The 21,360-nt window shown below is 65.7% G+C and carries 19 protein-coding genes; 5 read left to right on the forward strand and 14 right to left on the reverse strand.

The window, feature by feature from the left end:
* Positions 1-6: 6 nt before the first annotated feature.
* Positions 7-1,230 (reverse strand): efflux RND transporter periplasmic adaptor subunit, encoded by a 1,224-nt coding sequence (locus GCT19_RS15110; protein ID WP_013090408.1) that lies wholly within the window; start codon positions 1,228-1,230, stop codon positions 7-9.
* A 426-nt stretch (positions 1,231-1,656) separates the two neighbouring features.
* Between GCT19_RS15110 and GCT19_RS15115 the strand changes: the two genes are divergently transcribed.
* Complete coding sequence (locus GCT19_RS15115; RefSeq protein WP_018437774.1) at positions 1,657-2,298, forward strand: TetR family transcriptional regulator; 642 nt, start codon at positions 1,657-1,659, stop codon at positions 2,296-2,298.
* A gap of 93 nt (positions 2,299-2,391) precedes the next feature.
* Here the strand turns inward: GCT19_RS15115 and GCT19_RS15120 are convergent, their stop codons facing one another.
* A complete protein-coding gene (locus tag GCT19_RS15120) occupies positions 2,392-3,030 on the reverse strand; it encodes a cysteine hydrolase family protein (RefSeq protein ID WP_018437773.1) in 639 nt (212 codons plus the stop codon).
* Between the two features lie 172 nt (positions 3,031-3,202).
* Here GCT19_RS15120 and GCT19_RS15125 point away from each other — a divergent pair, with 172 nt between their 5' ends.
* On the forward strand, positions 3,203-4,198 hold the full coding sequence (locus GCT19_RS15125; RefSeq protein ID WP_152852505.1) for a helix-turn-helix domain-containing protein: 996 nt from the start codon (positions 3,203-3,205) through the stop codon (positions 4,196-4,198).
* A gap of 95 nt (positions 4,199-4,293) precedes the next feature.
* Here GCT19_RS15125 and GCT19_RS15130 read toward each other — a convergent pair whose 3' ends face one another.
* The 6 genes from GCT19_RS15130 to GCT19_RS15155 form a co-directional block, all read right to left on the reverse strand.
* Positions 4,294-5,028 (reverse strand): CoxG family protein, encoded by a 735-nt coding sequence (locus GCT19_RS15130; protein WP_152852421.1) that lies wholly within the window; start codon positions 5,026-5,028, stop codon positions 4,294-4,296.
* 34 nt (positions 5,029-5,062) lie between these two features.
* Entirely contained in the window at positions 5,063-5,443 is a 381-nt protein-coding gene (locus tag GCT19_RS15135; RefSeq protein WP_013090413.1) for a DUF427 domain-containing protein, read from the reverse strand.
* Positions 5,444-5,590: 147 nt separating this feature from the next.
* Positions 5,591-6,085: a hypothetical protein gene (locus tag GCT19_RS15140; RefSeq protein ID WP_018437769.1), complete on the reverse strand. Its 495-nt coding sequence runs from the start codon at positions 6,083-6,085 to the stop codon at positions 5,591-5,593.
* A 271-nt stretch (positions 6,086-6,356) separates the two neighbouring features.
* Positions 6,357-7,883, reverse strand: a complete 1,527-nt coding sequence (locus GCT19_RS15145; RefSeq protein WP_152852422.1) for a DegQ family serine endoprotease — start codon at positions 7,881-7,883, stop codon at positions 6,357-6,359.
* A gap of 167 nt (positions 7,884-8,050) precedes the next feature.
* The gene (locus GCT19_RS15150; RefSeq protein WP_018437767.1) at positions 8,051-9,349 is read right to left on the reverse strand and encodes an ATP-binding protein; all 1,299 of its coding nucleotides are present in this window, start codon (positions 9,347-9,349) and stop codon (positions 8,051-8,053) included.
* A gap of 4 nt (positions 9,350-9,353) precedes the next feature.
* Positions 9,354-10,016: a response regulator gene (locus GCT19_RS15155; RefSeq protein WP_013090417.1), complete on the reverse strand. Its 663-nt coding sequence runs from the start codon at positions 10,014-10,016 to the stop codon at positions 9,354-9,356.
* Between the two features lie 294 nt (positions 10,017-10,310).
* Between GCT19_RS15155 and dacB the strand changes: the two genes are divergently transcribed.
* The 3 genes from dacB to GCT19_RS15170 all read left to right on the forward strand — a co-directional run bounded on the left by dacB (position 10,311) and on the right by GCT19_RS15170 (position 14,437).
* Positions 10,311-11,915, forward strand: a complete 1,605-nt coding sequence (gene dacB / locus GCT19_RS15160; protein WP_456299581.1) for a D-alanyl-D-alanine carboxypeptidase/D-alanyl-D-alanine endopeptidase — start codon at positions 10,311-10,313, stop codon at positions 11,913-11,915.
* 189 nt (positions 11,916-12,104) lie between these two features.
* A complete protein-coding gene (locus GCT19_RS15165) occupies positions 12,105-13,112 on the forward strand; it encodes a sterol desaturase family protein (protein ID WP_152852424.1) in 1,008 nt (335 codons plus the stop codon).
* 95 nt (positions 13,113-13,207) lie between these two features.
* Positions 13,208-14,437, forward strand: coding sequence for an SGNH/GDSL hydrolase family protein (locus GCT19_RS15170; protein WP_152852425.1), 1,230 nt, complete (start codon positions 13,208-13,210; stop codon positions 14,435-14,437).
* Positions 14,438-14,542: 105 nt separating this feature from the next.
* Here the strand turns inward: GCT19_RS15170 and GCT19_RS15175 are convergent, their stop codons facing one another.
* The 6 genes from GCT19_RS15175 to pyk form a co-directional block, all read right to left on the reverse strand.
* Entirely contained in the window at positions 14,543-15,592 is a 1,050-nt protein-coding gene (locus GCT19_RS15175) for an L-threonylcarbamoyladenylate synthase (protein WP_018437763.1), read from the reverse strand.
* Between the two features lie 10 nt (positions 15,593-15,602).
* On the reverse strand, positions 15,603-16,799 hold the full coding sequence (locus tag GCT19_RS15180) for a 5-(carboxyamino)imidazole ribonucleotide synthase (RefSeq protein ID WP_152852426.1): 1,197 nt from the start codon (positions 16,797-16,799) through the stop codon (positions 15,603-15,605).
* A 104-nt stretch (positions 16,800-16,903) separates the two neighbouring features.
* The gene (gene purE, locus GCT19_RS15185) at positions 16,904-17,422 is read right to left on the reverse strand and encodes a 5-(carboxyamino)imidazole ribonucleotide mutase (protein WP_013090423.1); all 519 of its coding nucleotides are present in this window, start codon (positions 17,420-17,422) and stop codon (positions 16,904-16,906) included.
* A 56-nt stretch (positions 17,423-17,478) separates the two neighbouring features.
* Complete coding sequence (locus GCT19_RS15190) at positions 17,479-18,369, reverse strand: phosphoribosylaminoimidazolesuccinocarboxamide synthase (RefSeq protein WP_013090424.1); 891 nt, start codon at positions 18,367-18,369, stop codon at positions 17,479-17,481.
* 133 nt (positions 18,370-18,502) lie between these two features.
* The gene (fba, locus tag GCT19_RS15195; protein ID WP_008920440.1) at positions 18,503-19,567 is read right to left on the reverse strand and encodes a class II fructose-bisphosphate aldolase; all 1,065 of its coding nucleotides are present in this window, start codon (positions 19,565-19,567) and stop codon (positions 18,503-18,505) included.
* 187 nt (positions 19,568-19,754) lie between these two features.
* Positions 19,755-21,191, reverse strand: a complete 1,437-nt coding sequence (pyk, locus tag GCT19_RS15200) for a pyruvate kinase (protein ID WP_013090425.1) — start codon at positions 21,189-21,191, stop codon at positions 19,755-19,757.
* Between the last annotated feature and the right edge of the window lie 169 nt (positions 21,192-21,360).

Raw genomic sequence — 21,360 nt, forward strand, 5'->3', positions numbered from 1 at the left:
CTGTTATTACGCGCCCGAAGCGGCGGAGGCAGGCTGAGCCGCGGGTTGACCTGTCTGGGCGCCGCCAGCGGCCGCGTTGGAAGCCGGGGTGCCGGGGAGTTGCGCCGGCACGGGCTTGACCTGCTGGCCGGGACGCGCCTTTTCGGTGCCCTGGACGATCACGCGGTCACCCGGCTTCAGCCCGTTCGACACCACCCAGTACGAGCCGAAGGTGCCAGTGGTGACGAGCTGACGCAGCTCGACCTTGTTGTCGTTGTCGACGACGAGCGCGGTGGGCTGACCCTTCTGGTCGTGCGTGACGCCAACTTGCGGCACGATCAGCGCGTTCTGGTTCACGCCCTCTTCGATCTTCGCGCGCACGAACATGCCCGGCAGCAGCACGTGGTTCGGGTTCTTGAAGATCGCGCGCACCGTGACCGAGCCGGTGCCCGGGTCGACGGTCACGTCGGTGAACTGCAGCTTGCCCTTCTCGGAATAGATGCGGCCGTCCTCCAGCACCAGCGAGACCTGCGCGGCGCCCGGGCCGGTCGTCTTCAGACGCCCTTCCTGCATGTCGCGGCGCAGCTTCAGACCATCGAGGCTCGATTGCGTGAGGTCGACGTACATCGGGTCGAGCTGCTGGACCGTGGCCATCAGCGTGGCCGCGCTCTGTTGCACGAAGGCGCCCGGCGTGACCTGCGACACGCCGATCTGGCCGGTCACGGGCGAGGTCACGTCGGTATAGCCGAGGTTGATCTGCGCGGTATCGACCGCGGCCTTGCCGGCGGCGACGTCGGCGGCGGCCTGGCCTTCGGCGGCGACCGCGTTGTCGTAGTCCTGCTTGCTGACCGCGTTCGCTGCGACCAGCACCTTGTAGCGACTGGCCTGCGCAGTGGTTGTCACGAGGTTCGCCTGCGCCTTCGCGAGCGATGCCTTCGCGTTGTTCAACGACGCGATGAAGGGCGCCGGATCGATCTTGTACAGACGCTGGCCTGCCTTGACCTCGCTACCCTCGGTGAACTCGCGGCGCAGCACGATGCCATCGACCCGCGCACGCACTTGCGCGACGAGGAAGGCACTGGTACGACCGGGGAGTTCGGTGACGACGGGCACGGTCGTCGGCTGGAGGGTGACGACGCCGACTTCGGGCGTCTGGGGCGGCGGGGCAGATTGTTTTGGTCCGCACGCCGCCAGCAAGATGGCAGCCGTCGCGGCACTGATTAAGCGGAATGGAACCCGTTCGACGCGCATGGAGCGACCTCTGTCAAAGACTGAGAATGAAAAAGTGCGCGCATCCCTACCCCGGGGACGACAGCGCACACAGGCGTCTCTCGACGCTCAACCGGAAGCCCACGGATGCAAACCTGCGCCTGCAGGGCACCCTGCTACGAATGCGCCATACCGGGGAATGCCGCACAGCACCGCCGTTTGGCGGTTGCGATAGCGTTCTGGAAGACAACAGTGACGGATATTAACCGGTCGTCACGGCTTGGGCTATCCGATCGTGGGGTGCTATTATATATACATTCACGAATGCATGTAAAAGTGCGTTTATATCTTCCAAGGGTCGGGGGCTGCAAGTTCGCGTCGCAATTCGGTTCAGAAATAGTCAAATTGTCATCAGGCCGACTTAAAAACGCCAGCATAAACCCCAGGATCAGCGCAGGTCATACCAATATGGTCAGAAGAACCAAAGAAGAGGCGCTGGAGACGCGCAACCGCATTCTCGACGCGGCCGAACGGATCTTCTTTCAGAAGGGCGTCTCGCGCACTTCGCTGGCCGATATCGCCCAGGCCGCGGGCGTTACGCGCGGCGCCATTTATTGGCATTTCGCGCACAAGAGCGAGCTCTTTACTGAAATGTTCGACCGCGTGCTGCTGCCGCTCGACGAACTGAAGGCGGCATCGCTCGATCCCAACGAAACCGATCCGCTCGGGCGCATCATGGAAATCTGCGTGGTCTGCCTGCGCGACACCGCCAACGATCCCCGCCGCCGCCGCGTGTTCGACATCCTGTTCCTGAAGTGCGAGCTGGTCGAGGAGATGGGGCCAGTGATGGAGCGGTATCAGACCAACATGCGCGAGGGGCTCGCGAAGCTCGAGGGGGGTCTGCGCAACGCGATCTCGAAAGGCCAGATGCCCGCCGACCTCGACACGAAGCTTGCCGCGGCGATGGTGCACGCGTTCGTCGGCGGCTCGTTGCGCGACATGCTGTTTTTACCCGACGCGACCGACTTCGGCGCGCACGCGCAGCGGATGGTGGAAGTGATATTCGACGGCTTGCGCGTCAGTCCGGCATTGCGCAGAAAGGCGGCGTAGAAGGCGCGCAAGGGTTGAGGATTGGCGCAGCGGGCGGTTCAGTGAACCGCCCGTTTCTATTTGTGGACCGGACCGCCCGCCCCCGCGCCGGGTTCAGGCAACCGCCCGGCGCGCTCGCGCCGCCTGATTCGACGCATAGATGTTGCCGCGCTCGAGCGGCGCGCCGCTCTTGAGCGCCGCGATCCACTGGTCGGTGCTCGCGACCGCCGCGAAGCGCGACTGCAGCACCACGCTGAACACGCGATGAATCTCTTCCGCGCTCGCGAAGCCCGCACTGTTTTCATACGGCACCGAGCCGGTTGCATCGTGCAGGAACTCGACGGCGAGGCCGGCATGCACCGCGTGGTTGATCGTCGACGCATCGCAGTTGTGGGTCATGTAGCCGGTGACCGTCAGCGTATCGATCTGCCGTGCGGCGAGCCAGTCGGCCAGATCGGTGCCGGCGAATGCGCTCGGCAGCGATTTCTCGACGAAATGATCATGAGCGCGCGAGCTCACGACCGTGTGCAGTTCCGCGCCCGCGCTGCCGCGCGCGAACAGCGGCGAGGTGGCGGGCGCGACGTTCTGCACGACGACGACCGGCACGCTGGCGGCGCGCGCCGCATCGATCGCGCGGCCGATGTTGGCGAGCGACGTGCGCACGTCCGGAAATTCGATCGGCAGGTCGCCGCTCACGTATTCGTTCTGCACGTCGATGACGATCAGCGCACGGCGCGGCGCGGGTGTGCTCATGGCATGGCTCCTTGTCAGAAAACGGTCGATGGCGCGCGCCCAGCTCAATGGCCGCGGCGTGACGACAATGACGGCATTGTTGCTCCGCTGCCCGTCCGCCGACAGCGGCCCGAATGACAAGCTTCGCTAGAATCGGGCCATACTGGTGATATTCATGAACGAGGCACCCCGCATGTCCGCCTTTGCATCTTCCGACGTTATCGCCGACCAGGTGCCGCGCCACGTCGTCGCCGTCGTCGCGTTCGACCGCATCAGCCCGTTCCATCTGTCGGTGCCGTGCGTCGTGTTCGGCGAGGACCGTCGCGGCGGCGGCGTTCCCGCCTTCGACTTCCGCGTCTGCGCCGCGGAAACCGGCGCGCTCGCGACGACCGCGGGCTTCTCGATCGCGGTCACGCACGGACTCGAAGCGCTTGCGGACGCGCAGACGATCATCGTGCCGAGCTGGCGCGATCCCGACGAAACGCCGCCCGCCGCGCTTCTCGACGCGCTGACGGCCGCGCACGCGCGCGGCGCGCTGCTCGTCGGCCTGTGCCTCGGCGCTTTCGTGCTGGCCGCGGCGGGCATCCTCGATGGACGGCCCGCTTCGACGCACTGGGCCTGGGCCGACGACTTCGCGCGCCGCTACCCGCGCGTGCGGCTGGACCCCGACGTGCTGTACGTCGACGACGGCAACGTGCTGACCTCGGCCGGCACCGCCGCCGGTCTCGACTGCTGCCTGCATGTGCTGCGCAAGATTTGCGGCGCGCGGGTGGCGAACCACGTTGCACGCCGGCTGGTCGTGTCGCCGCATCGTCAGGGTGGCCAGGCGCAATACGTGCAGCAGCCGATGCCGCCGAACCCACGCGGAGATCGTCTGTCTGGCCTGCTTGACTGGGTGAGCGGCAACCTCGCCGCGCCGCATACGCTCGACACGCTCGCCGCGCGTGCGTTGATGAGCCGCCGCACCTTCACGCGACGCTTCCGGCTCGCGACCGGCAGCACCGTCGGTGCCTGGTTGCTCGCGCAGCGGCTCGCGCGGGCGCAACAACTGCTGGAAAGCACCGACGAGTCGGTCGAAGCGATCGCGGCGAGCGCCGGTTTCGGCTCGGCCGCATCGCTGCGGCAGCATTTCGCGGACGCGTTTCGGACGTCACCGAGCGCATGGCGGCGGGAGTTTCGCGGGGATTAGGCGGGGGGAGCACCGCTAATTCGTAGGGCGCCGCCGGGATTTCGTAGTCGCGCAGGGATGTTTATCGCGCGGTCCAACAGGCGGTGCGCGCGACGCTAATGCTCGCTGAACCAGCGGGCGACATACAACAACAGCGCGACCAGAAAGATCATTCCAGCCCACGCCCAGTACGGCACGACATGCTGACCAGGCTCTTGATGCGGCACGCCATGCGACCAGCTATGCGACGCGCTCGCCGCGCGTCCCGGCAGCGCCTGGCCGTGCTCGATGCGCGTGCGCCGCGCGATGCCGCCGAGTGTGATCGGCCGCAAAAACACGTACTGGCGACGCGGCGCCGTGCCGCTCGCGCGGTTCGGCCCCTTGCCGTGCTTGGCGCGCACGACGGCGTCGAACTCGGCGAAAAAGTCGTCGGCGATCTGACGCAAGGCGTTCTCGAGTTGGCGCGTCGGCAGCTCGGCGAGCGGACCCGACGACGTCGCCCACAACGTGTAATCGATGCGCGTGCCGCGCTCACGCCCCTCGTCCGCGCGCAAACGCACTTCGATCTGACCGCGCAACGCGCCGATGCCTTCTGCCCGTGCCTTGAAGTTGATGGTGCGGCGCTGCGCGTCCGCCGGGCCGGAATCCTGACCGGCAACATGCGCGCGCGCCTGGTAATGCGCGCGCAACGGGCCGAGCGGCACGGTCATCGTCAGCGCGTATTCGCCGTGGGCGAGACGCACGAACGATTCACAGTTGTCGAGGCTGGCACGCAACAGCGCGAGGTCCTGCAACGCGTCCCAGACCTCGGACGGCGGCAGCGGAATCCGTAACGCGTCGTTCAGTTCCATGACAACCTCCCCGATGAACGCTCCGACTGCGGGATCAGGACGTCTGATCGATGCGGTCGACGCGCGATGCGTAAAAAGCGAGATAGCCCTTGATTCGACTAACCTGCTCGAACGGCGCTTCGTAACACCACACCGCGTTCTCGATCACGCCATCTTCGGTGCGCAGATGGAAGTACGACGCGTCGCCCTTGAACGGGCAATGCGACGTGTGCGTCGAGCGTTCGAGCCGGGCCATGTTCACGTGCTCGCGCGGGAAATAGAACACGTCGGCGAGGCCGGTCTCCGATAGCGTCAGCGCGGCCTGGGTGTCGGCCATCGTCACGCCGCCGTGAATCACGCGCACGCGATGGCCGTTGTCGCGAATCACGATGGTATGGCCGTCCGGCCGTTCCGCAGATGTCGACGCATCGCTCATGTCCAGGCTCCGTGATGGGGGTGGGCGCTGCACTACCGGCTGTTGCCTGGGAACGGCAAAGCCGCGGGACACGCCCGTGGCTTCATTATCGGCCAAACTTCGGCCGATTGCGCGCGCTTCCTGCGCAGCGGCGGACGGATCGAACCGTTACTTCACGTTCCAGGTGAACGCGGATTTGACGTTGCCGTGCGCCGGCACGCTGACCGAGCGCGTCTGTTCGCTGTCGTTGTAGTTCGCGTGCACCGTATAGCGGCCGGGGCTCAGGCGCACCAGCATGAACGGTCCGCGCGACGTCGTGTTCAGCACTTCGCTGTTATGCGCATCGACGATGCGCACGTGCACATCGGCGAGAAACTCGGCGTTGGGTCCGGTGAAACGCAGCGTCAAGGGCCACTGGGTTTGCGCTTGTCGCAGTGCTCGCGATTCGTCAAGGCCGACACCGCCCGACACGTACGATACGTCGCCCTGCTGCTGGATTTGCGGCAGACCGCCGCCGTTGGTGTTGCCCGCGCTGGTGTTGTCGGTCGTCGATCCACCGGTCACGCCCGCCTGCTGCGCGTTCGCGCCGCCCGCCAGTCCGAGCGTGAGCGCCGCGCACAGCGCGGCGGCTACGATCCTTTGCTGCTTGCGTTGGGTTTTCATCGATTCTCTCTCCTTGCTTCAGTCCTCGCCGAGCCCCCTGAACGGCTGAAGCAACCGATGTGCCAATTGCCCCGGCTGCATCGACGGACGATGCGGGACCATCGTGCCCCCAAGCCACCTGACGCCCTTCTGTTAGTCCGCGCCGCTCGCGGCAGCACGGTTCGGACAGGCGAAAAAAAGCCGGTCCTTGCAGTAAATGCAATGGACCGGCAATCGCTACTACAGCTCAAACTGGGGTGGGCGATCCGTTCGAATCGCCCGGATAACTGGATCAGCCGAGGTCGACAGGCACGAAAATCTGCGCGTTGTCCCGCTGGATCAGCAGCGCAACGCTGTTGCCTGCGCCCGAAACCATCTGCTTCAACTGATCGATGTTGGTGACTGGACGACCGTTGACCGCGAGAATCACGTCGCCCGCCTGAATGCCGGCGCTCGCCGCCGCACCGCCCGCCTGCTGCACGAGCAGACCGTGCGACACCGACGCGCCGCTCTTCTCTTCCGGCGTCAGCGGTCGCACCGCGACGCCGAGACGGCCTTGCAACTGGGTCGGCTGATCGGTCTTGCTCGCCGACGCCACCTTCGCGTCCGAGAACGAGCCAATCGTCACCTTCACGTCCTTGCTGGCCTTATCGCGCCACACTTTCAGCGTCGCCGAGCTGCCCGGCGCCAGGCCTGCGATCTTCGACGGCAGATCCGTCGAATCGCTGACTTCGTCGCCATTCACCGACAGGATCACGTCGCCCGGCTGCAAGCCAGCCTTGGCCGCCGGACCGTTGGCGTCCACCGAGCTGACCAGCGCGCCTTGCGGCTTCTGCATGCCGAACGACTCGGCGAGCGTCTGGTTCAAGGCCTGCACCGCGACGCCGAGGCGGCCGCGGCTCACGTGACCGGTCTTTACGAGATCGTCCTTGACCTTGATCGCCTCGCTGATGGGGATCGCGAACGACAGGCCCTGGAAGCCGCCCGTCTGCGAGTAGATCATCGAGTTGATGCCGATGACTTCGCCTTGCAGATTAAAGAGCGGACCGCCCGAGTTGCCCGGGTTCACCGGCACATCGGTCTGGATGAACGGCGTGTAGTTTTCGTTGGGCAGCGTGCGCGACTTCGCGCTGATGATGCCCGAGGTCACGGTGTTGTCGAAGCCGTACGGCGAGCCGATCGCGACGACCCACTGACCAACCTTGCTCTGGCGCGGATCGCCGATCTTCACGGACGGCAAATCGCTCGCGTCGATCTTGAGCACGGCGACGTCGGACTGCTTGTCGGCGCCAACCACCTTCGCCTTGAACTCGCGTTTGTCGGTGAGCTTCACGGTGACGACGTTCGCGCCATCGACCACGTGTGCGTTCGTCAGAATGTAGCCGTCATTGCTGATGATGAAGCCCGAGCCGAGGCTCGCGCTCGGCTGGTCAGGCAGGTCGCCGCCATCACCGCCATCGCCGCCCTGCATGCCGGGCACGCCGCCGAAGAACCGCTTGTAGAACTGATAGAAAGGATCGTTCGGATCTATCGGCAACTGATGGCCATTGCGGCTGCCGCCATTACCGCGCATCGCAGCTTGCTTCACGACGTGCTTCGCGCTGATGTTGACGACGGCCGGACCATAGGTCTCGACGAGACCGGAGAAATCAGGGATACCGGTTTTGGCGGCAGCTTCTGCTGGCATCATCGCGGCGGCTTCCGCCGGCGAGATGATCTGCGGTGCGGGCACATCGCGATGGCCCGCCACGTAGCCGGCTGAAAGCGCAGCGGCCACAGCTACCGCAACGGCGCCGCGGGACAAGGTTTTCGCGTTCATCATGAGCTCCTGACTGGAGAAAGTAACTTTGAATGTCGAGGAGCGTAAGCGGCATCACTTAAAAGAGGCTTAAGCAGCGCCAGATCGCGGGAACCTTATCGGACCGGCCGCAACAGCCCGTCGCGACAGCATTAGCGCCGGTTTGGCCGAACAGCAAACCACGATGTTCAGAAGCGCACGATGACCTGCAAACCACCGGCCGGCGATTCATCGAGCGAGACTTGCGCATGATGTTGCGTGGCAATCCGGCGCACGATCGCGAGACCGAGTCCGCTGCCCGCCACGTCGGTGCGCGCGCGATTCGCGCCCGCTCCCGCGCGATAGAAGCGGTCGAACACGCGCTCGCGATCGGCCGGATCGATACCGGGGCCGCTATCGGCGATCCGCACCACCGGACGGCCGTCCTCGACGCGCAGGCTGACGTCGACACTGCCGCCGCGCGGCGTGTACTTGGTCGCGTTGTCCAAGAGGTTATTGAACATGACGCGCAGCGCTTCGGCGTCGCCGGTCACGCTGGCGGGCTCGCTCGCCTCGATGCCGAGGTCGACGCCGCGATTCACCGCGAGCGGCGCGTAGGTCGCGACGCACTCCTGAAGCAGCTCGCGCAGATCGAGCGTCCCGACGACGGCGGCGCCGTCCGGCTCGGCGCGCGCGAGCGCGAGCAGTTGCTCGGCGAGGCGCGTCGCGCGCGTGACGCCCGCCTGCAAATCGGCGAGCGCTTCGCCGCGGGCCGTGTCGTCCTTGGCGCGCGCGACCAGTTGCGCCTGAATCTGTACCGCGGCAAGCGGCGTGCGCAATTCGTGCGCGGCATCGGCGACAAACGCCTTCTGGATATCGAGCGCGGTCGCGAGCCGTTGCAGCAGCCCGTTCAACGCCCGCACGAGCGGCCGCACTTCGAGCGGCAAGCGCTGATCGGGCAATGGATCGAGGGCTTCGGGATGACGCGTGTCGAGCGCGCTCGTCACGCGCCGCAGCGGCTGCAGGCCACGGCCGACAATCACCCACACCGCGAGTCCGAGCAGCGGCAGCAGCACGATCAGCGGCCACAGCGTGCGCAGCGCGACGTTAGCGGCGAGCCGGTTGCGCACCGACAGCGGCTGCGCGAGCTGTACGACGTTATCGCCGACGATCGCGCCATACACGCGCCATTCGCCGCGGTCGGTACGCTCGGTCGAAAAACCCAGCTCGGCGCGTGGCGCGAGCGGCGCGCGCGGCCGCGAGTAATACATCAGCATGCCGTTGCGGTTCCAGATCTGCAGCACGATTCCCTCGTCGCCGGTATCGCGGCCGAGCACCTGCGAGAACGGTTCCGCCGGCAGCGCCGCGGCGATTTGCTCTAGCTGGTAGTCGAACAGCTCGTTCGCTTCGGCGAGCGCCTGCCGGTAGATCAGCCAGCCCGCTATGCCGACGCCGAGCAGCATGAGCGCGAGCAGCCAGAACAACAGTTGTCGGCGAATCGAGCGCATCGGCTCAGGCGTCCTTCGCGATCATGTAGCCCAGCCCGCGCACGTTGCGGATCAGATCGGCGCCGAGCTTCTTGCGCAGCGCGTGGATATACACCTCGACGGTGTTGCTGCCGATCTCCTCGCCCCAGCCGTACATCTTTTCCTCGAGTTGGCTCTTGGACAGCACCGCGCCGGGCCGCGCGAGCAGCGCTTCGAGCAACGCGAATTCCCGCGCGGATAGCGCGACCGGCGCGCCATCGAGCGTCACCTGGTGCGACGCGGGATCGAGGGTCAAGTTGCCGTGGCGAATCGTCGAATCGCTGCGGCCGGACTGGCGCCGGATCAGCGCTCTCATGCGGGCGCCGAGCTCGTCGAGATCGAAAGGTTTGACAAGGTAATCGTCAGCGCCGGCGTCGAGGCCTTTGACACGATCGGCGACCGCGTCGCGCGCGGTGACGATCAACACCGGCAGCGCATTGCCGCGCGCGCGCAGTGCGCGCAGCACCTCGAGACCGTCGCGCTTGGGCAGACCGAGATCGAGCAACGCGAGGTCGTAAGGCTGGGCGGCCGCCGCGTGCAGCGCCGCTTCCCCATCCTCGACCCAATCGACGGCGAAGCCTTCGCCGCGCAGCGCCTTGCGCACGCCTTCGGCGATCATCCGGTCATCTTCGACTAGCAGGATGCGCATGGTTGTCCGTTCCAAATGATTGGATGATGCCGCATTCTAGCGCCCGCTTCCGGCCTGCGCGGCGTGTGGCGCTTTTTTCACCGCAGCGTCGCGGCATGTCACTACAATGGGCGCTTTGCGTCGCGCGATGGCCGTCGGGTAGCGCGACGGCGCACTACCGCGCCGTCGAACCGCCCAGCTTGCCGTTTCATTGTCCCGCGCACGATGCACGCCGCACACCTTGAAATCCCGCTCGTCCGTTTGCCCGTTCACCCGTTCATGACGCACGCTTTTCTGTCTTCCGTCGCACGCCGTATGGCGCTGCGCTCGCGCCGTATGCTTCGTCGCGCAGTCTTCATGCCTAACCGCCTCGCGACGCGCGCGGCCGTCTGGCTCTGCGCCGCCGCGCTCGGCGCGGGCGCGCTGCTGCCGCTGGACGCGCAGGCACGCATCAAGGCCACACATCCGAGCGTCAACGTCACGACGGTACTGCCGCAACCGGTGATGGTCGGTCTGCACCGCGCGCACGTGCCGTTGTCGTCGATCAGCGTGGTTGTCGAAAAGGTCGGCGATCGCACACCGATCCTGGCGCTGAACGCCGGCAAGCCAATGATGCCCGCCTCGACGATGAAGCTCGTCACCACCTATTCAGGCCTGTCGATCCTCGGCCCCGGCTACCGCTGGCGCACCAGCGCGTACGCGGACGGCCCGCTCGACGCGAGCGGCGTGCTGCACGGCAATCTGTACATCCAAGGCACCGGCGACCCGAAGCTCGTGCCCGAAGAACTGATCGACCTCGTGCAGAAGATTCACAAGGCGGGCATCAACGGCATCGACGGCGCGCTGGTGCTCGACAAGCGCTACTTCGATCCGTCGACCCGCGACCTGCCCGCGTTCGACGACGACGTGAACGCACCGTACAACGTCGGCCCCGATCCGTTGCTGTACGCGTTCAAATCGCTGTCGTTCACGCTGACGCCATCGCCGGACGGCACGGTGGCGATCGACGTGTTGCCCTCGCTCGCTCAGCTGCACGTCGAAAACCAGTTGCGCGCGACCAACGGCCCATGCCGCGGCGAACTGCCGACGCCGACCGTCACGCCGCAGCCCGACGGCACGCTCGTTGCGTCGTTCATCGGCGACCTTCCGGTGCGCTGCGACACACGCACGATCAACGTCGCCGTGCTCGATCACTCGACGTTCTTCGCGCGCGGCTTCCTCGCGCTGTGGCAGCAGACTGGCGGCACCTTCACCGGCACGACCCGCGAAGGCCCGGTACCCGTCGGCGCGAAGCTCGTCGCGACGCACGAGGGGCCGATGCTGTCGGACATCGTTCGCGACATCAACAAGTTCAGCAACAACGCGATGGCGCGCAACCTGTTCCTGACGATCGGCGCCGCCGAGGAAAGAGCGCCCGCCACGCCCGCGAAAGCCGCGCGCGCGGTCGAAGCTTTCCTGACGCGCGACAGCCTGAACACCGAATACCTGTCGCTCGACAACGGCTCGGGCCTGTCGCGCGACGAGCACATCACCGCGCTCGCGCTCGCCGATCTGCTGCAGCGCGCGAACGCGAGCCCGGTCGCGCAGGTGTTCGTCGATTCGCTGCCGATCGCCGGTGTCGACGGCACGATGCGCAACCGTCTGACCAGCCAGGGCGCGGGCGGCAACGCGCACATCAAGACCGGCACGCTGCGCGACGTACGCGCCATCGCAGGCTACGTCGCGTCGGCCGACGGCAATAGCTACATCGTCGTCAGCCTGATCAACGATCCGCATTCGGAAGCGGCGCGCGTCGCGCATGATGCTCTGCTCGAATGGGTATACGAAGGCCCGTCGCAAGGCTTCACCAAGGTCTCCGCGCCTATCGGGGAAGTGCGCGAGAAGCCCAGGAAAAACCCGCGCAAGCGCGGCGGCCACTGAGTATTCCTTCTAGCGATGCCGCGCGCGGCAAGCTTCTAACCGTGTACGCTGTCGGGCAACATGCGGTTCGCGACATCACGCGCTTGCCGCGTAGGGCGCCGGTCGTTCGGACCGCGCAACCTTCACCAACGATAACGACACCACCCGCCGCGTACCGCGCGGCGGTCAGGGACCAGGAAGGGAGACACGATGCAATTCGATGCCGAATTGCTGCTGCTCGCCATGGCGCCCGTCTTTCTTGCCTGCATCGGCTGGGAGGCGTGGCACGTGAGCCGCACGCGCCCGGCCGAGCGGCTCTATAGCTGGCGCGATACCCTGTGCAACGCCGCGCTCGCGCTGCTGCAGCAGGTCGCCGACAAGCTCGCGTGGCTCGCGATCATCCCTGTCTACGCGTTCTTCTACGAGCACTACCGCATTCATACATGGCCGGCGACGTGGCTGTCGTTCGTGGTGCTGTTCGTCGCCCAGGACCTGCTCTACTACGTGTTTCATCGCTGCAGTCATCGCGTGCGCTGGCTGTGGGCTGCGCACGTCGTGCATCATTCGTCGGAGCGGATGAATTTTTCGACCGCGTTCCGCCAGAGCCTGATGTACCCGATCGCCGGGATGTGGCTGTTCTGGATTCCGCTCGCGTTCCTCGGCTTTGCGCCGAAGCAGATCGTCGCGATCGTGCTGATCAATCTCGGCTTCCAGTTCTTCGTGCATACGCAGGTGATCGGCAAGCTCGGCTGGCTCGAGTACGTGTTCAATACGCCGTCGATCCATCGTGTGCATCATGCGCGCAACGATCGCTATATCGATCGCAATTACGCAGGTGTACTGGTGATCTGGGATCGCCTGTTCGGCAGCTACGTCGATGAAGATCCGCACGAGGCGCCACGGTACGGCATCGTCGAGCCGCTTTACACGTACAACCCGCTGAAGGCGACGTTTCACGAATGGGCGTCGATGGCCGCGGACTTCGCGAGCGTGCGCGGCTGGCGCAACAAGTGGCGCGCGCTGTTCGCGCCGCCCGCCTGGTCTGCCGCTTATCATGCGCAGCGCGCGGTAGTGCCTAGGGGCAGCGGCGAGCTCCACGCGCAATCGAACGCGCATACGCATTCGGGTAAAGACAGCACCATGAGCAAAGCCACCCCCGAACTACCCGGCTTGAACCCAAACCATACGGCCGCTCTTAGGACATCGCGCAGGCCGTAGAAGATTCTGTAAGCTGTCGTCACGCCGCCAACGCGGTGGACGCCGCCTGCAACACATGGCATCAAGGGCCACACATACGAGGAGATGCAGTCAACATGAATCAAACCGCTTCGAAGAAACAGCAATGGATGCGCGTCACGCAGATCGCCGTGGCGAGCGCAGTGTTCGCCGCGCTCGCGGCATGCGGCGGTGGCGGCGACAACAATAATTCGAGCAGCAACACGCCGCCGGGGGGCGTCTCGCTGCAGGTCGTGTCGTTCGGCGACAGCCTCTCGGATGTCGGCACCTACCAGGCGGCGGTTCAGGCGAACGTCGGCACGGGCGGCGGCCGCTTCACGACGAATCCGGGCGAAGTCTGGACGCAGAAAGTCGCCGAGTACTACGGCGGCACGCTCACCCCGGCCTATGTCGGCGGCTTCGGCAACCCGCTCACCGCGGCGGGCGGTCTCGGTTATGCGCAGGGCGGCTCGCGTGTCGATCTGCAACCGGGCGTCGGCTTCGCGCCAAACAACATGGCTGCGACTACGGTGCCGGTCACGACACAGGTCAGCGAGTATCTGTCTGCGCACAACAACAGCTTCAATTCGAACCAGCTCGTGCTGATCAACGGCGGCGCGAACGACATCTTCATCGCGGTGCAAACGATCTCGGCTGCCAGCACGCAAGCGGCGGCAACGGCGGCGGCGGCGATCGCAAACGGCGCCGACCCAACCACCGCGCAGGCGACGGCAAATGCCACGATCCTGGCGGTGACGAACGCCCAAGGAGCGGCGATCGTGACCGCGGCGACCAAGTTCGTCGGCGCGGTGCAAAAGATCGTCGCCGCAGGCGCGCAGCATGTGGTGGTGTCAAACGTGCCGGATATCGCGAAAACGCCGCAAGGCATCGCCGCGGGCGCACAAGGCCAGGCCCTCATCGACGGGCTCGTGCAGGCCTACAACAACGTGCTGAAGCAAGGTCTCGCGTCGACCTCGCAGGTCATTTACCTGGACTCGTACACGTTGCTGGACCAGACGTTGGCCAACTATCAGGCGCTCGGCTTCACCGTGTCGAATACGGGCACCGCGTGTAACCTGACGTCGATGGCTGCGGCCGCGACCACGTACGCGACGAAGAACCCGAGCGTGCTCGCATCCGGCCAGACGGCGGCGGCGTTCGGCAACTCGCTCGCGTCGTCGCTGTTCTGCTCGCCGGAAACCTACACGGTGGCCGGCGCGGACCAGACCTACATTTTCGCCGACCTCGTCCATCCGAGCACCCATATGGGCGCGCTGATCGCGCAGCAGGTCGAGAAGCAGGTCGCTGCTAGCGGGCTTGGCAAGTAACGCGGCGTCAAGCTTGCCTGGATAGCAAAAGGCCCGGCTCGTTGGACGAGCCGGGCCTTTGCCTTTTCCGGTAGCCACGCTATGCCACTCAGCTAGCCGAACACGTCAGCGCTGCGCTTCGAATGCCGCCGCCGCGCGCCCGAGACGATCGTTGACCGCAATCCATTCGATCGTGTCCGGCAACTTCTCGATCAGAATCCGCGTCACGTTCGCGCGATCCAGCGCGCGCAGCAAGCCGTAGAGTTCGCGTGCATAGACGTGCGGATCTTCCGGCGCGGCGACGAAATGCACGCCGTCGGCATCGGCCCACTGTCCTGCACGCGACGCACGCGCGACCAGCGCGACGCGCTCGCCCGGCTCGCGCACCGCGAGCAGCGGCTCCAGTTCGCCGAACGGCAGCAGCGCGAGCGGTGTGCGCGGCGCGTAATGCGCTTTCAACGTGCCCGACGCGCGCGGCGCGGTCGCGTCCGACCCGTCGGGCAAACGCGGCGCCTCGCCGAGCACGTCGGCGATATCCTGCGGCGTCACGCGCCCGGGCCTCAGCAGCGCCGGAAAGCCGCGCGACAGATCCAGAATCGTCGACTCGATACCGACATCCGACGCGCCGCCATCGAGCACATGAATCGCGTTGCCGAACTCGTCGCGCACATGCTGCGCGGTGGTCGGGCTCACATGTCCGAAGCGGTTCGCCGACGGCGCGGCGACGCCGCCATGCCCACCGCGCAACGCGCTGAACGCTTCGAGCAACGCCTGCGCAACCGGATGCGACGGGCAGCGCAAGCCCACCGAGTCCTGCCCGCCGCTGACCGCCGCGGGAATGCGCGCGGCGCGCTTCAGGATCAGCGTCAGCGGTCCGGGCCAGAATGCGTCGATTAGGCGCTGCGCATCCGCCGGCAAATGCTCGACCCAGTAGTTCGGATCGCCATGTGGCGCGAGATGCACGATCACCGGATGATTGGCCGGCCGCCCCTTCGCCGCGTAAATGCGCGCGACAGCGTCCGGGTTCTCGGCATCGCCACCGAGGCCGTACACGGTCTCCGTCGGAAACGCGACCAGTCCACCCGCGTCGAGCAAGGCCGCCGCGTGCTCGATCTGCGCGGCGCTGACCGGCAACACGCTGGTAGCGTCCTCGGCGGGTTTCTGTTGATCCGGCATGGCGCGCGCTTCAGCTGGTAGCGATATGCAGCAGCCGCGCGCAATCGCGCGCCGCCGTGCGGGCTTCTTCGAGCGTCGGCGCGGTGAAGTTCACGTGACCCATCTTGCGGCCGCAACGCGCCTCTTCCTTGCCGTACAGATGCAGGCGCGCGGCCGGCATCGCGGCGACTTCCTGCCATGGCGGCGTGACCGCCGCGCGCTTCGGACCGTCCGGGAACCACACGTCGCCGAGAATGTTCAGCATCACCGCCGGCGAATGCTGGCGTGTGTCGCCGAGCGGCATGCTGGTCATCGCCCGCACCTGCTGCTCGAACTGGCTGGTCGCGCAGGCGTCGACCGTATAGTGGCCGGAGTTGTGCGGACGCGGCGCCATTTCGTTGGCGACTAGCGAGCCGTCTTCGAGAATGAAGAACTCGACGCACAGCACGCCGACATAGCCGAGCTTCTCGGCGATCTGCAGCGCGGCCTGTTGAGCCTGCTGCACGAGCGTGGGCGACGCGTCCGGCGCGGGAACGATGGTGTGCGACAGCACGCCGTCGCGATGGGTGTTCTGGGCGAGGGGATAGACGACCGACGCCCCGCTCGCCGCGCGTGCGATCAGCGCCGACACCTCGAACTTCAGCGGCAGGCGCTTCTCGAGCACACACGGCACGCCGCCGAGCGCCGCGTGCGCCTCGCGCACTTCCTCGGCGTTGCGCACGCGAACCTGGCCCTTGCCGTCGTAACCCATGCGCGCCGTTTTCAGGATGCCGGGCAGCACCGCTTCGAGCTCGGCGTCGCCCAGCGCCGCAAGCGCATCCGACGACTCGATCACGACGTGCGGCGCAACCGTCACGCCCGACGATGCGATAAAGCGCTTCTCGGCGATCCGGTCTTGCGCGACGGCGACGCAACGCCCCGCCGGGCTCACGAAGGTGGTCTTGCCGAGAAAGTTGAGGCTCGCAGCCGGCACGTTCTCGAATTCGGTCGACACCGCCGCGCACAGCCGCGCGAGTTCGGTCAGCGACGCTTCGTCGTCGTAGGCCGCGCGCAGGTGGCGATCCGCGACCGCGCCGGCCGGGCTGGTTTCGTCCGGATCGAGCACAGCGACGCGATAGCCCATCGCCTGGGCGGCAAAACAGAACATGCGGCCGAGCTGGCCGCCACCGACCATGCCAAGCCATGCGCCGGGCAGAATCGGTGAAACCGGTGTGTTGTCAGGGTTCATCTTGGTGGTCGGTCGCGGCCGGATACGCGTCGCGCTCGCATACAGAGCGGCGGGCACCCGGCCGGGGGTCGGACAGGGGACGTCTAATAAAACAACCGGCGCGCTTACAGCGCCGGCAATACCATCGCGTGAGCCGCTTCGTTCTGGCGCACGCGGAATGCAGCGAGCTTGTCCGCGTATTCGGCGCTCGTGCCGGACAGCAGCGACACCGCGAACAGTGCCGCGTTCGCGGCACCCGCTTCGCCGATCGCAAACGTCGCGACCGGCACGCCCTTGGGCATCTGCACGATCGAATGCAGCGAATCGACGCCCTTCAGATACTTGCTCGCGACCGGTACGCCGAGCACCGGCACCGTGGTTTTCGCGGCCAGCATGCCCGGCAGATGCGCGGCGCCGCCCGCGCCCGCGATGATTGCACGAATGCCGCGCTCGCGCGCGCTTTCAGCATAGGCGAACATTTCGTCGGGCATGCGGTGCGCGGACACGACCTTCGCTTCGTACGGCACGCCGAATTCCTGCAGGATCGCAACGGCGTTTTTCATCACTTCCCAGTCGGAACTGGAGCCCATCAATACGCCGACGACCGGCGCATCATGCTTATGGGCGGTTTGTGCTTCACTCATCTTTACGGCTTCCTTGTTTCCGGGCGATGCGCGCCTGACCCCGGCGCGCAATCAGATCAGTCGAGCTTGTGCCCGGTCAGACGCTCGAGCGCTTCCTGGTACTTCTCGCCCGTCTTTGCGACCACGTCGTCAGGTAGCTTCGGCGCCGGCGGCTCTTTCTTCCACGGCTGGGTTTCGAGCCAGTCGCGCACGAACTGCTTGTCGAACGACGGCGGGTTGGTGCCGACCTGGTACTGGTCCGCCGGCCAGAAGCGCGACGAATCGGCGGTGAGTGCCTCGTCCATCAGGTACAGCTTGCCGTGGTTGTCGAGACCGAATTCGAACTTCGTGTCCGCGATGATGATGCCGCGGGTCGCGGCGTAATCAGCGGCTTCCTTGTACAGACGGATCGAGATGTCGCGGATCGTGGCCGACAGCTCGGTGCCGATGCGGCGTTCCATCTCGTCGTAGGTGATGTTTTCGTCGTGGTGACCCATCTCGGCCTTGGCGGCCGGCGTGAAGATCGGCTCAGGCAGCTTCTGCGCGTTCTGCAGACCCGCCGGCAGCTGCACGCCGCAGACCGAACCGGTGGCCTGGTAATCCTTCCAGCCGCTGCCAGCCAGATAGCCGCGCACCACCGCTTCGACGAGGATCGGCTCGAGACGCTTGACGACCACCGCGCGCCCCTTGACCTGCTCGACTTCGTCCGGCGCGACCACCGATTCGGGCGCGACGCCCGTCAGGTGGTTCGGCACCACATGCTGCAGTTTCTCGAACCAGAAGTTCGCCATCGCGTTGAGCACGCGGCCCTTGTTCGGAATCGGCTCGCCCATGATCACGTCGAACGCCGACAGACGGTCGGTCGTGACGATCAGCAACTGGTCGTTGCCCACCGCATAGTTGTCGCGGACTTTGCCGCGGCCGAGCAGCGGCAGCGAGCGGAGCGTGGATTCGTAGAGGGTAGACATCGTCGTGGTTCGCTAAAAATGGGGCAAAAAATATGACCGGAACAAAAGGGAAACGCCGTTCCCCCGATGATGCGGGAACGGCGATCGGACGACAACCTGGCCAAACGGCCAGGCGCGGAGCCAAAACTACAGCTTAGCGGACGACTTGCGCGAGCTCGCCCGACTTGTACTTCTCCGCAATTTTATCAAGCGAAACCGGCTTGATCTTGCCAGCCTGGCCTTCGCAGCCGAATTGCATGTAACGGTCGATACAGATCTTCATCGCCGCTTCGCGCGCCGGCTTCAGGTAATCACGCGGATCGAACTTGCTCGGGTTGGTCGCCATGTAGCGGCGGATCGCGCCCGTGATCGCCAGACGCAGGTCGGTGTCGATGTTGACCTTGCGCACGCCGTGACGGATACCTTCCTGGATTTCCTCGACCGGCACGCCGTAGGTTTCCTTCATGTCGCCGCCGAATTCGCGGATTTCCGCGAGCAGCTCCTGCGGCACCGACGACGAGCCGTGCATCACGAGGTGCGTGTTCGGAATGCGCTGATGGATTTCCTTGATGCGCTGGATCGACAGGATGTCTCCCGTCGGCTTCTTGCTGAACTTGTATGCGCCGTGCGAGGTGCCGATCGCGATGGCCAGCGCGTCGCACTGGGTCAGCTTGACGAAGTCGGCGGCCTGCTCCGGATCGGTCAGCAGCTGCTCACGCGTCATCGTGCCTTCGGCGCCGTGGCCGTCTTCCTTGTCGCCCTTCATGGTTTCGAGCGAACCGAGCACGCCCAGCTCCGCCTCAACGGTGACGCCGATCGAGTGCGCCGCTTCGACGACCTTGCGCGACACTTCGACGTTGTACTCGTACGATGCGACCGTCTTGCCGTCGGCTTCGAGCGAACCGTCCATCATCACGCTGGTGAAACCGCTGCGGATCGCCGCCATACACACTGCCGGCGACTGACCGTGATCCTGGTGCATCACGACCGGAATGTGCGGATACGACTCGACCGCCGCTTCGATCAGATGACGCAGGAACGGCTCGCCCGCGTACTTACGCGCACCAGCCGACGCCTGCATGATGACCGGGGCGTTGACCTTGTCGGCCGCGGCCATGATCGCCTGCACCTGCTCCAGGTTGTTCACGTTGAATGCCGGAAGGCCATAGCCGTTTTCCGCGGCATGGTCCAGCAGTTGACGCATTGATACGAGAGGCATGCTTAAACTCCTTGGATTGAAACGAATTCTTTTGCCGTCGGCATCTTTTGCGGCGATTTTATCGCGAAGCAGGCGGCGTTCCCGCAGCGACACCGGCGCTTTGGTGCGCCGTCGCACATGGACCGTGCGGGTTTCGCCGCCCTGCTTCGCTCAATCGAGCCCGTGCCGATCGAGCAGTCCTTCCTGATCAGTACGGTTCACCGACCCGCACGATCTTCAACGTATTGGTGCCGCCCGCCTGACCCATCGGCTCGCCGACCGTCAGCACGACCATGTCGCCATGCGACGCGTAGCCCTTGCCGACCACGGTTTCGAGCGCTTGCTGCAGCGCCGTGTCGCGGTCGGTGTTGGTGTCCAGATGCAGCGACGTCACGTTGCGGTACAGCGCCATCGCCCGTTCGCTGCCGACGCGCGGCGTCAGCGCGAAGATCGGCACGTGGGTCCAGTGGCGCGACATCCACAGCGCCGTCGAGCCCGACTCGGTCAGCGCGACGATCGCCTTGGCGCCGAGGTGGTAGGCGGTGAACAGCGCGCCCATCGCGATCGACTGGTCGATCCGCGTGAACGTGCGGTCGAGGAAGTCCTTGTCGAGCTCCGACTGCTCGGACTTTTCCGCTTCGACGCAGATCGCGGCCATCGTCTCGATGGTCTGTACCGGGTACTTGCCCGCCGCCGATTCCGCCGACAGCATCACCGCGTCCGTGCCGTCGAGCACCGCATTGGCGACGTCCGACACTTCCGCGCGAGTCGGCACCGGCGCGTGGATCATCGACTCCATCATCTGCGTCGCGGTGATCACGAACTTGTTCGACTCGCGCGCCATGCGGATCATGCGCTTTTGCAGCGCCGGCACGGCGGCATTGCCGACTTCCACGGCCAGGTCGCCACGCGCGACCATGATGCCGTCCGAAGCGTCGAGGATGCCTTGCAGCGCCGGAATCGCTTCCGCGCGCTCGATCTTCGCGATCATCTTCGGCTTGATGCCGTACGGCGCGCCGGCGATGTTCGCGAGCTGGCGGGCCATTTCCATGTCGGTCGCGTTCTTCGGGAACGACACCGCGATGAAATCGACGCCGAGCGACATCGCCGTGCGGATGTCCTCCATGTCCTTCGCGGTCAGCGCGGGCGCCGACAGACCGCCGCCCTGGCGGTTGATGCCCTTGTTGTTCGACAGCTCACCGCCGATCTTCACGATCGTATGGATCTCCTGGCCGATCACGCGCTGCACGTTGAGCACGATCAGGCCGTCGTTGAGCAGCAGCACGTCGCCCGGCTTCAGGTCGCGCGGCAGGTCCTTGTAGTCGAGGCCGACGCGCTCGTCGTTGCCGAGCTCGCATTCCGCATCGAGGATGAAAGGATTTCCGGTGACGAGTGTCGTGCGGCCGTTCTCGAATTTGCCGACACGAATCTTCGGGCCTTGCAGGTCCGCCATGATGGCGACTTCGCGGCCGGCCTGGCGGGCCGCCTCGCGAACGTATTCGGCGCGCTGGCGATGGTCGTCGGCGGTGCCGTGTGAGAAATTGAGCCGCACCACGTCCAATCCTGCCTGAATCATTTGCAGCAGGATTTCCGGCGTACTGGAAGCCGGACCGACAGTAGCGACAATCTTGGTGGCGCGATGCATGAGTCTCCTCGTCTGGATAGGATCGCTGGAAAGAGCGCTGCGGGGCTGCTGCGGAGGTCGCGCATCGAAAGATGCTACGTGGGGTCGCGCGCCGGTTGTGGCCGGTGTCGCTTTGTGGAGTGAGGCGGGTGATGCGGTATTAGAGACCGGCGCCTCGCGCGCCGGAGAT

Source organism: Paraburkholderia atlantica, from assembly GCF_009362785.1.
GTDB classification, from domain to species: domain Bacteria; phylum Pseudomonadota; class Gammaproteobacteria; order Burkholderiales; family Burkholderiaceae; genus Paraburkholderia; species Paraburkholderia atlantica.